Raw genomic sequence first — 15,276 nt, 5'->3', positions numbered from 1 at the left:
GAGCGGCGCGGGCTTCGGCGGGTGTCTGCACCTTGGCCGGGTCGCCGCCGCGCAGCACTTCAATGTAATACCATGTCTCGATGCCGCCCAAGGTATCCTCTACCCCCTGCATCCCGCTCAGCAGACCCCGACGGCAGTCCTCAAATTCATCGTCGGTGATGGGGCCATCGCACAGGTCGGCCAGTTCCTTCAAGATGGCCCGCTCTGCCCGGGCTGCGTCGGCGTGCTCCACGCCGCTGTTCACAGCCATGCTTCCGGTAAAGCTCTGGAACGAGGACGAGCAGTAGTAGCACAGGTGGTCACGCTCGCGCACATTCAGGAACAGGCGGCTGGTCACACTGCCGCCGTACAGCGCCATGGCAAGGCGCACAGCAGCCAGCTGTTCGGTGCGCATGGGTTCGCCCAGCGTGAACAGCATACAGAGCTTCGCCTGCACCATATCATAGGTTTCGGTTTTGTGCACCGGCTCCCGGCAGGGCATGGCAACGTTTTCCGCCAGCGGCAGCGGTGCACGGTCAATTGCCGCAAGCTCTGCCAGCAGTGCATCCTTTACCGCAGCGGTCTGCTCTGCCGTGCAGCCCAGCACAAGCAGTTCAATGTTGGCGGTGCGCAGCATCTCGTAATAGGCTGTGGTAAGCTGTTCCGGTGTCAGACCTTCCACCTCTTCCAGATAGCCCTCCTGCCGCACACCCGCCGGGCTGTCGCCAAAGAATTCCCGGTTGGCCTGATGCAGGCAGTAAAGGCGCTTATCGTTGATCTCATCTTCCAGCGCCTTTTTCAGCATCTGCTTTTCAATGCCCACGGCTTCCGGATCAAAAGTGCCGCCCACAAAATACGGGTGAAAGGCCGCACCCAGTGCAATGGATGCATATTCCCTTGTAAGGGTCTCCCCTTCCAGCGCAAACTGATCCTTGATACCGGTAACACTAACACACAGGTTGTGGCTGCAGCCCATGGGCCGGGCATCCACTGTGAGGTCTGCACCGTAGAGCTTGGCCAGCTTTTTGGTCAGGCGGGTCATATCCGGGCAGTCGGCATAGCCGCGCTCCAGCACCAGCGGCAGCAGCGCATGTGCTGTGGCCGTTTCCCGCTTTGCCGGAAAGGCAAAGTGGACGCTGATGCGGCAGCGGTTGAATTTTTCCGCCGGGTCACAGGAAAGATGCACACCCGGCGCAATGAGAGTACGTTCCAATTTGTTCCTCCGCCCTGCTTTCACAGGGAGCTTTTTATTTTATGATGCCTTCTGCAAGGCAAGAAATTCTTCCAGACTCAGGCCGCTGGCACGGATGGCAAGGGCATTTTCAACGCCCACATACCGCCAGTGCCACGGCTCAAACACCACGCCGGTAGCAGCCTGCCTGTCCTGCGGGTAGCGCAGGATAAAGCCGTATTCGGCGGCGTAGGCGGTGAGCCACTCATAGGCGCGGGTCGTATCAAAGCCGGTATCACGGGTCGGGTAGTCCGTACTGAGGATATCCGCCGCATAGCCGGTTCCGTGATCATTGCATTCCGCAGGCGGCTGGATATCTGCCGCAAGGCTGGCGGCTTCTTCCTCGGTTTTGCCCTTTTCCAGATACTGCTGCTTCTGCGTCTCATAGGCCGCGCTGCGGGCATCTGCGTCCTGATAGCCTGCCGTCAGCACCAGTGCAACGCCGTCCTCGGCCGCAGCCGCAGCCATTTTCTGGTAGGCTGCAGCTGCTTCGGCTTCCAGTTGGATACCGCTGGCTTCATCGGCATCGGCAAGGGCCGGAGAGGGTTCCTCGGCAAAAGGCAGATTGGTGTTCACCAGCACAAAACGCTCATCGTCAGCATCAAAGCTGTAGCCGGTGCCATCGTAGCTGGCCGCATCAAAGCTCTGCGGCCCTGCAAGCATGGCGTTCACCTTTGGCAGCAGCCAGAGGATGCCTTTGGTCATAAGCGCCACAATGGCAGCGCAGACGAGAATGAGAATGGCCCAGTTGCGGGCCAGACGCAGCCGCTTGCGGCGCTTCCACTGAGCGCGGGTCAGGCGGGGCTTTGCAGCATTTCTATCAGTCGGTTCCATGGTGCGTTGCAGCTCCTTTTGCAGAATTTGCAGCGCACTGCGCCGCACAGATACAGTGTATATTATACACCCCTTTGCATTTTGTGTAAACGCCGGAAGTGTAAAATAAGTATGACCGAAAAAACTCCTTCCGTCTGCTCGCACACTCGCATCCACCTCCCTCAATGAGGGAGGCTCTGGCGAAACAGAAAAGTTTCCCGCTCTGTCAAAGGCCCCCTCTCAGAGGGGGCTGTCGCCGCAGGCGACTGGAGGAGTTTTCCACGCAAAAATGCCGCACCACCTAAAAGGCGATGCGGCATTCCTATATTTTTATTTAATCAAACAGCATATCGTGGATCGCAGAAACAGCCTTGTCGGCATCGTCGCGGTTGATGATGCAGGAGATCTTGATCTCGCTGGTGGAGATCATCTTGATATTGATGTTGTTGTTGGACAGTGCCTCAAACATCTTGGAAGCAACGCCGCTGTGGCTCTGCATACCGGCACCCACAATGGAGACCTTGGCGCAGGTGGTGTCCACGCTCACATCGTTGAAGTGTGCGCTCTCCTTCAGCACGCGCATGGCCAGATCGGCTTCGCCCTCAGAGCAGGTAAAGCTGATATCCTTCTTGCCGTCACGGCCGGTGGACTGCAGGATGATGTCCACGTTGATGTTCTTCTGGGCCAGCAGACCGAAGATCTTGAAGCTCATGCCCGGCTCATCGGGAACGTTCAGAATCGTGATAACAGCAACATCAGTGTCTTTTGCGACACCCTTGATCAGCATACCTTCCATGTCTTTTGTAACCTCCTTGACCACCGTACCGGGCACGGGATTCAGGCTGGAGAGCACCTCCAGCTCCACATTATACTTTTTGGCCAGCTCCACGCTGCGGTTGTTCAGCACCTGTGCACCCAGAGATGCCAGCTCCAGCATCTCGTCAAAGGTGATCTCATCCAGCTTGCGGGTGTTGCGCACCTTGCGCGGGTCGGCCGTGTAAACGCCTTCCACATCGGTAAAGATCTGGCAGCGGTCTGCGTGCAGGGCTGCTGCAATGGCAACAGCGCTGGTGTCGGAGCCGCCGCGGCCCAGAGTGGTGATGTCATCCATCTTGTTCAGGCCCTGGAAGCCCGCCACAACGACCACACGGTTGCGCTCCAGCTCAGAAGAGATGCGCTCTGTCTCCAAGCGGGTGATGCGCGCCTTGGTATAGGCGCGGTCGGTGCGGAAGCCAGCCTGCCAGCCGGTCAGGCTGATGGCATGGCAGCCCAGCTCATTCAGTGCCATGGCCAGCAGCGAAATGCTGATCTGCTCGCCGCTAGCCAGCAGCATATCCATTTCACGGGCCGAAGGGTTGTGGGTGATCTCCCCAGCCTTGGCGATCAGTTCATCGGTGGTATCGCCCTGAGCGGACACCACCACAACTACGTCATTGCCCGCGTTGTGGGTGTTTGCCACAATGCGTGCCACGTTGAAGATACGGTCACGGTCCTTCACCGAAGAACCGCCGAACTTCTGTACGATCAACGCCATATCTTGTCACTCTCCTCTTTTTGTCCCTTTGTCAAAAGGGGGTACACCGGGCGGAAGCGGTCAGCAGCGCCTTGCACTTCCCTTACCCATTTATCATTCCACCGTTGCGCCGGTGTTATCGGCATCCAAACGCAGCAATGTAAATGCTTCACATCCGTCCAGACCTTCCAGCAGCTCCAGACCCTTTTCCAGCTTGGAATAGAACTTTTCGGCCTCCGCCTTTTCCGCTACAGCCATCACGGTGCTGCCCGCACCGGAAACGTAAACAGCCTTTGCACCGCACAGGCGTGCCATATCGAACACTTCCTTGGAGCCGGGCATCAGCGGCATACGGTAGGGCTGGTGCAGCTTATCCTCGGTGGCAATGGCCAGCAGATCATGTCTGCCCTCGCAGAAGGCGGCGGGCACCAGCGCAGCGCGCGAAAGGTTATATACCGCGTCCTTGTGGGAGACCTCTTTGGGCAGGGCCGCACGAGCGGCTTCCGTCAGCAGCTTGTAGTCCGGCACGATGGCGGCAAAGCACAGCGTTTCATCCACATTGCGCTTGACCGAGTACACCTTGCCATCCTCGAACACGCTGCTGGTCAGGCCGCCCAGAAGAGCCGGGGCCACGTTATCCGGGTGGCCCTCAATGGAGGTGGCCAGCGTGAGCAGCTCCTGCGTGTTGAGCACATCGCCCAGCATCCGGTTGGCACCCAGCAGACCCGCGATGATGCAGGCCGAAGAAGAACCAAGGCCGCGCGCCATGGGGATGGGATTCGTCTGGGTGATCTTGAGGGGCGGGATCTGCTTGCCCACCTTCTCAAACAGCCCCTTTGCCGAACGGTACACGAGGTTCGATTCACCGCGCGGGATGCGGGTACCGTCCGCAGACGAGATATCCAGCACTTCGCTCTCTTCAAAGGTGACCGTATTATACAGCGTCACCGCCAGACCCAGCGCATCAAAGCCGGAGCCGATGTTTGCACTGGTGGCCGGGACAGAAACCTTGATCTTCATAGCCGCCGCACCTTTCCTTATTCCGTTATCAGTTTTCTTCCGGCAGACGCTTGAGCACCAGCTTCACGCTGCCGCCCACGGCTTCCACCTTGCGGGCTGCTTCGGCCAGTGCCTTTTCGTCGGCTCGCTCCACAAAGTAAGCGCAGCCTTCGTAGCGTTCGTCCACCACCCTGCCATAGCCGTAGATGGCTTCCACCACCGCCGGAGCAATGCCTGCTACACGCACATAATATGCAGCAGGAGCCGGGTCGGTGAGCATTCCCTCCACCGGCTCAGCAGGCTGCCAGAACAGGCTGTCGTGCACCTTGGAGCCATGCTTCAGGGCATCCACAACGTCGGCCACCACGGCGCTGGCGGTGGGCAGCTTGCCTGCGCCCTTGCCGTAGAACACCACGTCGCCCAGCATATCGCCCTTGACCAGCACTGCATTGAACACATCGTCCACGCTGGCCAGCTGGTTTGCCTTGGGCACCAGACACGGCTCCACACCGGCAGCCACGCTGCCGTCCTTGCCGCGCTTCATCCATGCGATCAGCTTGATCACACAGCCCAGCTTTTCCGCCGCTTCCACATCTGCCGTGGTAATGGCACGGATGCCGCGGGTGGGAATGTTCTGGGGGTAGATCTGATGGCCGCACACCAGCGAGGACAGAATGGCGATCTTGCGGCAGGCATCACGGCCGTCCACATCGTCGCTGGGGTCCTTCGTCTCGGCGTAGCCCAGCTCTTGCGCGATCTTCAGCGCATCGTCAAAGCCCAGATTTTCGCGCACCATCTTGGTGAGCATGAAGTTGGTGGTGCCATTCACGATGCCCTCCACCTCGGTGATGACGTTTGCCGCCAGACACTGGTGCATCGGGGTAATGATGGGCGTACCGCCGCCCACAGAAGCCTCGAACAGGAAGGCACAGCCGTGCTCTTTGGCAAGGCCCAGCAGCTCTGCGCCGTAGGTGGCCACCATCTCCTTGTTGGAGGTGCATACGCTGCGGCCGCTCTCAAGGCAGGCCTTTACATACGGATACGCAAAGCGGGTGCCGCCGATGGTCTCTACAACCACCTTGATCTCCGGGTCTTCCAGAATGGTATCGAAGTTCTTTATAAACAGGTGTGCATCCGGATGGTTTGAAAAATCCTTCGGGTCAAGGATGTACTTGACCTCCACCGGCTCACCTGCACGGCGGGAGACACCCGCAGCGTTGCGGCACAGTACCTCGTACACGCCGCTGCCCACCGTGCCAAAGCCCAGAATTGCAATTTTAGCCATTGTTGTTCTCCCTCGTTTTCTGAAGACTGCTTACAGATTGTACCCGCAGTGCACGCCTACCACCATACGCTGACGCGAAAGTTTTTCAGTCAGCTCTTCGGGAGTCATCTGCATGGTATCGGTGCGGATGGTGACTGCCACCAGTGCGGCACCGTTTTCCGGTGTGGACTGGTTGATGGTCACAATGCTTGCACCTGCGGCGCTGATGCCGGCCAGCAGGCTCTGCAGTGCACCGGTCTCGTCCCGCAGAGTAGCCATGACGGTGATCACCTCACGGCCATTCTCGGAGTCAAAAATGCAGTCCTTATACTTATAAAAAGCGCTGCGCGAAAGATCGACTGCACGGGTGGCAGCGGAAATGCTGCGTGCCTCCCCGCTGGCCAGAAGTTCCTTGGCGCGTACCACCTTGAGAAAAACCTCAGGCAGCACCTGCGCATCTACCAGATAAAAGCGGCGTTCCAACTTGTTCACCTCACAAACACAAGTGTTCTTGCAGTGAATATAATAGCATCCGGCCCCCTGCAATGCAAGAGGTCGGATGCGTTTTTGTCAGATTATCCAGTTTTGCTGCGGCAAGCGCGGTATTTCCTTGCCGGATTCACCCCGCGCCGGTGCCGATAGTACGCCTTTTGTCCTTCATGTGGCTACAGATCAGTCTGTATCCTGATTACCTGTATCCGCAGGAATGACAGCCTGCTCCGGTGCCGCAGTCTCCGCAGGTGCAGCCGCTGCAGGAGCTGCTGCATGGGAGTAGTTGCAGGTACCAGGCAGATCATCGGCGCGGTAGTAGCCCACGGCGGTGCTGGGGCAGGAGCCGCCTGCCAGCAGGCCGCTCTGGGTGCAGTAGCGGCGCTCCACCACACCGGCAGAGGTCGGGAATGCCTTATACGGCAGGTTTGCCTGCACCTGTTCCATCAGGGCCTTCCACGCCATAACACAGGTACGGGTCTTGGCCTGCTGCTTACCCAGCGTCTTGGTCATATCATAGGGTGCATCGTAGCCCCACCACACGGCGGTAACGTAGTACGGCGTGCCGCCCACGAACCACAGATCCTTTTCGTCGCTGGCGGTACCGGTCTTGCCAAAGGCTTCCATGCCGTTGGAGTTGGGGTAGCGGCCGCCGGCGGTACCCACGCTGGAGTACAGCACGTTCTTCAGCAGGCGGTTCATCACATAAGCGGTATCCGGGGTCAGGGCCTGATAGCTGGTGGAGTTGTTCTCCAGATAGATATTGCCGTCACGGTCCAGCACGCGGGTATACAGGTGCGGGGTGGTGTACTGGCCATCGTAGAAGATCTGGAACGCAGCTGCCAGCGCCGTGGGCGTAACGCCATGGGTCTGACTGCCCATGACCATCTGCGCCAGACCCACATCGTTTACCGGGTCCAGCGTGTTCAGCTGCAGGGTGTTGTACACAAAATTGAAGATGTTGCTTGCGCCCACCAGATCGCCCACACGCACCGCAATGGTGTTCAGCGAGCGGGCCAGACCGTTCCACAGCGGCACATCACTGTTGTCGCCGTAGTTGCCGCCATAGTTGCGGGGCCAGCTGCGCCATGCGTTGGGATAAGCGCGCAGCTGCTTGTCGGAAAGGCCCATCAGGCCGTTCTTGCGGCAGTAATCCTCATCGCGGATCACCATATCCTGCTTCTGATACAAGGGCGAGTTGTTGAGCATGGTGGACCAGTTCACCAGACCATACTCTACACCCAGTGCATACGCACCGATAGGCTTGATGGTAGAACCCGTCTGACGAGTGACACTGTAGGCACGGTTCAGCGAGAGGCTCTTGTTCTTTTCGCCCAGACCACCCACAATGGCGATCACATTGCCGTCATAGTCCAGCGTGACCATGGCTGCCTGAGTACGCACATTGCGGTAATAGTAAACGGTACCGTCGTCGCCGGTGCGGGTCTTGGGCGTACCGTCCTCGTTCATCACCTGTACATCGTCGTCCGAGATGGAGGTCACCTCTTCCTCATGCCAGCCGGCCGGGAAGTAGGCATCATCCGTGTTGAGCATCAGGTTTTCCATGGCGGACTGCGCCTTGGTGTTCACAGTCGACTCAACGGTAAAGCCGCCGGTGTACAGCAGCTTCTGTGCCTCGGATTCCGAAATGTTTTCCTTGTCCATGATGTCCTGCACCAGCTCGGTGAACAGTGCATCGGTAAAGTAAGAGGTAACGGAAGAATTCTTCTTGGTATCCTCTTCCTCGGCCAGTACCAGCGGCTGGGCCGCTGCGTTGCGGTAGTCCTCTTCGCTGATCACGCCCTGCTGCCACATGTTGTACATGAGGAAGTTACGGCGGTTGATCAGGTTTTCGGGGTTGGTGTAGGGGTTATAGTTGGTGGGGTTTTTGGTGATGGACGCAATGGTCGCACACTCCCACAGGGTCAGCTGGCTGACATCCTTATTAAAGTATTCGTTGGCCGCAGTCTGCACGCCCTGAATGGTGCCGGTAAAGCTGATGGTGTTCAGGTACGCTTCCAGAATGGTCTCCTTGGAATAGCTGCGGCTCAGGCAGAGGGCGCGGTAGATCTCGCGCAGCTTGCGCAGTGCGCCTTCAATGCCGCTGGCGCTCTTGTCGTCGGTCAGGTTCTTGATCAGCTGCTGCTCCAGCGTGGATGCACCCTGCTTGGAGCTGTAGATGGGCAGCAGGTATTCGTTGACCATTGCGCCGATGGTGCGCTTGAAGTTGACGCCGGGCTCGTTGTAAAAGTCCTTATCCTCGGTGCAGATGAACGCATACTGCAGGTTCGTGGGGATCTGCTCCAGATCCGCCCACACGCGGTGGCTGTTGGAAGAGCGCAGCGTGGCATACTCCACCTGTGCACCGGTGTCCGGGTCGGTAGCCATCACCACACTGGACTGGCTCAGCTCAATGTTGTCCAGATCCAGCAGGTCGCCGTCGTTGGCGGTAGCCTGCACCACGTAATACACAGCACCCACTGCCACCAGACTGCCTGCCATGATGCCCAGACAAATCAGTGTAGCAATGGTTCGGCCAATGAAGCGCAGAATGGGATGTCTGCCCTTTTCACGGGGTTCCTTTGGTTCTTTGGGTTCCCGGCCGTGTTTGGGTCCCAGCTGGGACTCCCGGCGGCTGTTGCTCACATTTACCTTCCGCCCCGCCGGTGCCGGGGAATGCCCCTCACCGGCACGGTTGATCTTTCTCATATCGGAGATAGAAATCGCCTCCTAACATTCAGGCTGCTTTTTCAGCGCCATGCGCTGGTACTTTTCCATCAAAGCGCACAGAACTGCACGCAATACCATATTATAGCACGTGCACAGAACGCGGGCAAGAACCAATCTTCGGCCCTGATAGGTCTAATCATCTGTAGTATAACACAATCTGCCGGACAAAGTACAGCATTCCCGTGTGAAAATTGACTGTTCTCCCCTGTTTTGGGGCATACTTCAGCCGGAAAGGAGCGTGTTTCTCCATGCGCAAACTGTGCACCTGCCTGTTCTACGGGCTGTGCGTATTCACCATCGTGTTCAGCCTGTTCTGGATGGCCCTGCCCAAGCTCAGCCTTCCGGTGCCCGACCCCGGCAGCGAAGCACCGCCTTCCTCCGCAGCAGACCTTGCCGCACAGGCCATGCCGGAGCTTGCTGCCCAAAGCTACCGCCTGTGCGACAAAGGCGGGCGCGTGGCCGTTTACCGCTGCGGCACCAATGGCCAGCCGGATGTGCTTGTCACCGTCACCGGCATCTACACCAATCTTCTGCCGGAGAACGATGCCGTGCGCATCAAGCGCGGTGTGACCGTGTACAGCGAACGGGAACTGGACCTGCTGCTGGAAGATCTGGGCGATTGAGTGCAGAATGCTCAATTTTTATCTACTTTTACTGATTATTTTTATTGACATCCCGATGTAAAAATTATATAATGATAATAGATGTAAAGTTTCTTAACCGCCTGCAGCGATCATAAAAGGAAGTGCTTCCTCATGTCAGAACAGATCACCCTCCATTACCAGTGCCGTCTTTGCGGCAAGCAGCTGGACCGCGGTATCCACCTCGGCCCGCCCAGCCCCGGCACCTGCAGCAAAGCCGCCAAGGTAGACGGCTTTCACGGGCCGCACCGCTGGGTCATTGTCTCTTTGCCCAAAAGTGCTTGATTTTTAACGCAAAAAAGACCTCCGGGAAAAGCGTCCCGGAGGTCTTTCTTAGTTTCAGGCTTCCATTTCTTCCAGCGGAACAAGGTAGGCCTTGCGGCACTCCTCGTATTCCAGCATGTAGTCCTTGGTGGGGTTGTGGTGCATGATGCTCTTGAGGGTGTGGGAGTCGTAGTCCTCGCCGGCATCCATGCCGATCAGGCGGGCAGCAACGTTGGAGCAGTGATCCGAGATGCGCTCTGCATTGTTCAGCACATCCAGGAACACGACACCCGTATCAATGGAGCACACGCCGTCCTTCAGGCGCAGGATGTGCTGGTCGCGCAGGCGCTCCGCCATCACATCGATCACTTCCTCCAGCGGTTCCACCTGAGCCGCCAGACGCATATCGCTGTTTTCAAAGGCATCGTTGGTCAGGTTCAGGATGCGGTTCAGCGCATTCTCCAGCAGCTGCAGCTCCTTGGTGGCGCTTTCACTGAAGGACGCTTCCTTTTCCTGCAGTTCTTCTGCCTTTTCCATAATGTTCACCGCATAGTCGCCGATGCGCTCGAACTCGGTAACAAAATTCAGCAGTTCGGTCACAGTGTGGCTCTCATCGTCGCCCAGCTCCTGATCGGTCATCTTGATCAGATAGTTGGAGATTGCCACCTCCATGCGGTCGATCAGGTTTTCACGCACCCGGATGGCGCTGACGGTATCCTCGTCCATCTTCAGCAGCAGCGGTGCAGCCAGATTCACATTGCGGGCAGCACGGCGGGACATCTTGATCACAGCGCTCTTAGCCTGCTGCAGGGCCACAGCCGGGCTTTTGAACAGGCGCTCGTCCAGCACCGGCATGCTCAGCTCCTGTGCTTCCTCGGCGCTGTCCGGCACAGTGAGCAGTGCCAGCTTGGACAGCACACCGCTGCACGGCAGGAACAGCAGCATGGCGCACACGCTGGAAAGGGTGTGGATGTTTGCGATGGTGCTCTTGTTCATCACATCGTTCCACATGGGGATGCCAACGGTAAACTGCACCGCATACACCAGCGCCAGCAGGATCACGCTGCCAATGATGTTGAAGTACAGATGGATCAGTGCAGCGCGCTTGCCGTCCTTGGAGGAGCCGCCAATGGTGAGCAGCGGCGTAAAGGCCGTGCCGATGTGTGCGCCCAGAATAATGGGGATGGCAGAGCTGAAGGTGACCAGACCCGTGCTGGACAGTGCCTGCAGGATACCCACCGATGCCGAGGAGGACTGGATGATCACCGTGACCACCACGCCCACCAGAATGCCCAGAACGGGATTCGTCATGGTAACGAACAGATTCTGGAACACGGCGCTCTCGCGCAGAGGAGCCACACCGGTGTCCATCAGGCTCATGCCGGTAAACAGGATGCCGAAGCCCAGCATGATCTGGCCGATGTTCTTCCTTTTAGCGCTGCGCAGGAACACATAAAAAATGCAGCCGATAAACGCCACCACGGGCGCAAAGGTCTTGGGCTGGATCAGTGTCAGCCAGAGACTGTCACCGGAGATATCCGCCATGCGGATCAGCTGGCCAGTAACAGTGGTACCAATGTTTGCACCCATAATGACGCCTACCGACTGCGTAAGGGTCATGATGCCGGAGTTTACCAGACCGACACAAATAACGACCGTGCCGGCCGAGGACTGGATGACACCCGTGATGAGGGTGCCAAAAATAACGCCCTTGAGCGTTGAGGAGGTCAGCTTTTGCAGCACGCCCTGCATTTTGCCGCCGGCCAGTTTTTCCAGGCCAGCGCCCATAATGGACATGCCGTACAGAAACAGCGCAATTCCACCCAACAGAGAGGTAATGTGTGTGATATCCATAACGATACTCCTAAAAATGATCTTCCTTTTGATCCTTGTCCATCTGCCCTGCCCGCACACCGGGCCTGCTTGATCCGGCAGATGCTGCGGCCTGCCGCTCTGCTGCGCAGAACGGCGCACAATGACCGCGCTTGAATCTATTATATCATTTTTTATCCTGTCACAACAAGGTTTATTTTACAAGAAAATCACTTTTTCTACACATTTTTCCGTCTCTTAATGAATTCGTGCTCTTTCTTTTTCAATTATTTTACATCAATTTTACATTTGCACCGAAGTCCCTGTCTGTTTGCGGGCGCTTACTCTGCCAGTTCTTCCATTGCTTCCCGCACCGTATCGGCCGAAAACAGGAACACTCCGCTGCCGGTGTATACTTCCACATGGCTTCCAACATAACGCAGTTCAAAATCTTTCATCCGTGTTCCCTCCCGTATCTCGTTTTTTGCAGCTTTTCAGAACGTTTTTGTTCCATGGCTGTATTATCGCACACAGCAGGTACCATAAATCGGATTTTCAACGCATTTTGCAGACAAAAAGCCGCCCGGCTTCAGATGCGGAACCGGGCAGCTGGCCACCTATTTATATCGTTCAATGCACAGCGGCATATTCCGGGATGCGCTGCTCATGGGCCTGCTGCTCTGTGCGGGCCTTCTCATAGCAGTAACGGATGATCGCCTGCCTGCGCACGATGCCAATGAAGATGCCGCGGTCATCCACAACCGGCACAAAGTTCTGGTTCATGGCCGCTTCGATCAGCTGATCCATGCTGGTGGTCACGGTGACAGCCTTGTAGTCGCGCTTGTGCGGGAAGGCCGAAATGGGGACATCCTCAGCCGCTTCCAGATCCAGACCATGGAACTTTTTCAGCCCCCAGAGAATGTCGCCCTCGGTCAGGGTGCCCACATATTTTCCCTGCCGGTTGAGCACCGGAATGGACGCGTAGCGGTTATTCTCCCACTTTTCCAGCGTCTGCCGAAGGGTGAAATCGTCGTAAACATACATCAGATCCTGCTTGGGTGAAAGGAAAAACAGAATATTCATGACAACAGCTCCTAAACATTGTTCCACGCGCCGTGCGCAAAAAATAACGCAGTTCATCCGCACAAGCGGGACCCTGCGCCGCAGTCCCTATCCTTGTTTCTATTTTAGCACTTTTTCATAGTCGGATAAAGAGTTATCACCCACCTTTTATATTTTTTTAACAGATTGTTTGCTTTCTTTCGTCATACTTTCGGTTTTGATAAAAAGCAACCAGCGTCCGTTATGCTATCACCTTCCCGGTGCGAAGCCGCCCGAACCATGCCGTCAATGCAGAAACCTGCGCAAAAAGTTGATATACCAGCATTTTGCGCTGTACAAGCGCGCCCCAAAGTTGTATAATAATGTGGGTGTTTCTCGGCGCAGTATGTGTATCTGTCCGCCGCTGCGCCCCAGACCTTGAATGTGTTTTATGAAAATAACATAAAGGAGCAGAGCGACTATGATCACTTCCCGTTTCCCTCTGGGGGATGTCAGCTTTACGTCCGGGTATTTTGCTACTCTGGTAGGTGAAGCAGCCAAACAGTGTTACGGTGTTGCCGCAATGGCACCCCGTGATATGACCGATGCCGTCAGAAGCATGGTGCACGGTTCTGATTACCCGGAAAAGGGTGTCCGTGTCACGCAGGAGGATGGTCGTCTGGTGATCGAACTGCACATTGCAGTGAGCTATGGCCTGAACATTTCTACCGCCGCACGCAGCATCTCTCACCGCGTCAAGGACGAGGTGGAGCAGGCTACCGGCCTGAAGGTTGCCCGCGTTGTGGTTTCGGTAGACGATGTGATCGCCTGATTTTTGTTGGTTCATCCGAATGCGCCGGGCTTTTCCGGCAAGTACAAGGAGTAAAAAAGAATGATTTCTGGTAAGATTTTGCGTGACGCCATTATCTCTGGCGCCAACAACATCAACAATCAGCGCTCCCGCGTGGACGAGCTGAACGTTTTCCCTGTTCCTGATGGCGACACTGGCACCAACATGGGCATGACCGTGGGTGCTTCTGTGCGCGAGCTGGAAGCATTGGACGACAGCTGCACCGTGGGTGAGGCTTCCAAGACCGCTGCTTCCGCCATGCTGCGCGGTGCACGCGGCAACTCCGGTGTTATCACCAGCCTGCTGTTCCGCGGCTTCTCCAAGGCGCTGGAAGGCAAGAAGGAAGCCACCGCTGCCGACATTGTCGAGGCTCTGAAGAAGGGTGTCGAGGGCGCTTATAAGGCCGTTATGAAGCCCACCGAGGGCACCATCCTCACGGTTGCACGCATTGCCTCTGAGGAAGCTGCTGCCTGCGGTGCCGAGGATGTGCCTGCTCTGTGGGATGTGGTGATGACCGCCGGCCAGAAGGCTCTGGAGGACACCCCCAACCTGCTGCCTGTTCTGAAGAAGGCCGGCGTTGTGGATGCCGGCGGTCAGGGCATCATGGTCATCTTTGAGGGCATGGGCAAGGTGTTCCATGGCGAAGGCATCGTGGCAGGCGGCGAGGCCGCTCCCAACAAGGCAAAGCTCTCCACCGAGAACGCCGGCAAGGGCGTGTTCACCGACGACCTGATGAAGGTGGAGGACATCAAGAACGGCTACTGCACCCAGTTCCTGATCAACAAGTATGAGGGTGCAAGCGCCGCAAAGATGCGTGCCTTTGCAGAATCCAACGGTGACAGCGTGGTGTGCATCGAGGATGACGATGTGATCAACCTGCATGTGCACACCGCTGATCCCGGCAAGATCCTGAGCGAAGCCATCAAGTATGGCTACCTGACCAACTTCAAGATCGAGAACATGCACGAGCAGTTCCTGGCCCGTCAGAAGCAGGGCAAGAGCCTGGAAAAGCAGGCTTCTGCTGAGAAGGCTCCTTCTCAGTCCAGCGAGTTCGTCTACGCTGCTGTGGACCCCAGCCGTGACTATGGCTTTGTTGCCGTTGCCGCCGGTGAAGGCCTGAAGGCCGTGTTCACCGATCTGGCTGCAGACGCAGTGGTCTCCGGTGGTCAGACCATGAACCCAGCCACCGAGGATATCCTCGCCGCCATCCAGAGCGTGCCCGCAAAGACCGTGTTCGTGCTGCCCAACAACAAGAACATCATCATGGCTGCTGAGCAGGCCCAGAAGCTGGCCGACCGTCAGGTGGTCGTTCTGCCCACCCGCACCGTGCCCATGGGCATTACCGCCATGCTGAACTTTGATCCCTCTGTGAACGCCGAGACCAACACCATCAACATGATGGCTGCTGCCGACAAGGTGTCCACCGGTCTGATCACCTATGCTGCCCGCGACAGTGAGTACGACGGCAAGCGCATCAAGAAGGGCGAGATCATGGCTCTGGAGAACGGCAAGATCGTTTCCACCTCCAACGATATCACCAAAGCTACCTACCGTCTGGCACGCGGCATGTGCAAGAAGGATTCCAGCTTCGTCACCATCATCTCCGGCTGCGACGTGAGCGATGAGGATGCCGAGAAAGTGACCGAGATC

Annotated in this window: 13 protein-coding genes; 4 read left to right on the top strand and 9 right to left on the bottom strand. The window is 57.2% G+C overall.

Annotated features, from left to right (window positions below; genetic code table 11):
- From QZL71_RS05630 to QZL71_RS05600, 7 genes are all read right to left on the bottom strand, one after another.
- A partial coding sequence (locus QZL71_RS05630; protein ID WP_294648187.1) for a M16 family metallopeptidase occupies window positions 1–1,192 on the bottom strand: 1,192 nt, incomplete at its 3' end.
- 39 nt (window positions 1,193–1,231) lie between these two features.
- Window positions 1,232–2,044 (bottom strand): M15 family metallopeptidase, encoded by an 813-nt coding sequence (locus QZL71_RS05625; RefSeq protein ID WP_097781704.1) that lies wholly within the window; start codon window positions 2,042–2,044, stop codon window positions 1,232–1,234.
- 313 nt (window positions 2,045–2,357) lie between these two features.
- Entirely contained in the window at window positions 2,358–3,557 is a 1,200-nt protein-coding gene (locus QZL71_RS05620; protein WP_154260503.1) for an aspartate kinase, read from the bottom strand.
- A 93-nt stretch (window positions 3,558–3,650) separates the two neighbouring features.
- Entirely contained in the window at window positions 3,651–4,556 is a 906-nt protein-coding gene (thrB, locus tag QZL71_RS05615; RefSeq protein WP_005945895.1) for a homoserine kinase, read from the bottom strand.
- Between the two features lie 28 nt (window positions 4,557–4,584).
- On the bottom strand, window positions 4,585–5,820 hold the full coding sequence (locus tag QZL71_RS05610) for a homoserine dehydrogenase (RefSeq protein ID WP_005945893.1): 1,236 nt from the start codon (window positions 5,818–5,820) through the stop codon (window positions 4,585–4,587).
- A 30-nt stretch (window positions 5,821–5,850) separates the two neighbouring features.
- Complete coding sequence (locus QZL71_RS05605) at window positions 5,851–6,291, bottom strand: ACT domain-containing protein (protein ID WP_005945891.1); 441 nt, start codon at window positions 6,289–6,291, stop codon at window positions 5,851–5,853.
- Between the two features lie 180 nt (window positions 6,292–6,471).
- Window positions 6,472–8,997: a transglycosylase domain-containing protein gene (locus tag QZL71_RS05600; protein WP_294648184.1), complete on the bottom strand. Its 2,526-nt coding sequence runs from the start codon at window positions 8,995–8,997 to the stop codon at window positions 6,472–6,474.
- A 269-nt stretch (window positions 8,998–9,266) separates the two neighbouring features.
- Between QZL71_RS05600 and QZL71_RS05595 the strand changes: the two genes are divergently transcribed.
- Both QZL71_RS05595 and QZL71_RS05590 read left to right on the top strand, forming a co-directional pair.
- Entirely contained in the window at window positions 9,267–9,641 is a 375-nt protein-coding gene (locus QZL71_RS05595) for a hypothetical protein (protein WP_120080248.1), read from the top strand.
- Window positions 9,642–9,773: 132 nt separating this feature from the next.
- Window positions 9,774–9,944: a hypothetical protein gene (locus QZL71_RS05590; RefSeq protein WP_154255643.1), complete on the top strand. Its 171-nt coding sequence runs from the start codon at window positions 9,774–9,776 to the stop codon at window positions 9,942–9,944.
- Between the two features lie 54 nt (window positions 9,945–9,998).
- On the opposite strand, the gene QZL71_RS05585 is transcribed toward QZL71_RS05590, so the two are convergent.
- A complete protein-coding gene (locus QZL71_RS05585) occupies window positions 9,999–11,777 on the bottom strand; it encodes a Na/Pi cotransporter family protein (protein WP_294648182.1) in 1,779 nt (592 codons plus the stop codon).
- Between the two features lie 588 nt (window positions 11,778–12,365).
- The gene (locus QZL71_RS05580) at window positions 12,366–12,818 is read right to left on the bottom strand and encodes a CBS domain-containing protein (RefSeq protein ID WP_097775366.1); all 453 of its coding nucleotides are present in this window, start codon (window positions 12,816–12,818) and stop codon (window positions 12,366–12,368) included.
- Window positions 12,819–13,257: 439 nt separating this feature from the next.
- Here QZL71_RS05580 and QZL71_RS05575 point away from each other — a divergent pair, with 439 nt between their 5' ends.
- Window positions 13,258–13,608, top strand: coding sequence for an Asp23/Gls24 family envelope stress response protein (locus QZL71_RS05575; RefSeq protein ID WP_005945874.1), 351 nt, complete (start codon window positions 13,258–13,260; stop codon window positions 13,606–13,608).
- 60 nt (window positions 13,609–13,668) lie between these two features.
- Window positions 13,669–15,276, top strand: a 1,608-nt coding sequence (locus QZL71_RS05570; RefSeq protein WP_294648179.1) for a DAK2 domain-containing protein, incomplete at its 3' end; no start/stop codon positions are given.

The sequence above is a fragment of the uncultured Faecalibacterium sp. genome (assembly GCF_900066275.1).
GTDB lineage: Bacteria > Bacillota > Clostridia > Oscillospirales > Ruminococcaceae > Faecalibacterium > Faecalibacterium taiwanense.
The sequence above is the reverse complement of the archived record's forward strand: the minus strand, read 5'-3'. Positions and strand labels throughout refer to the sequence as shown.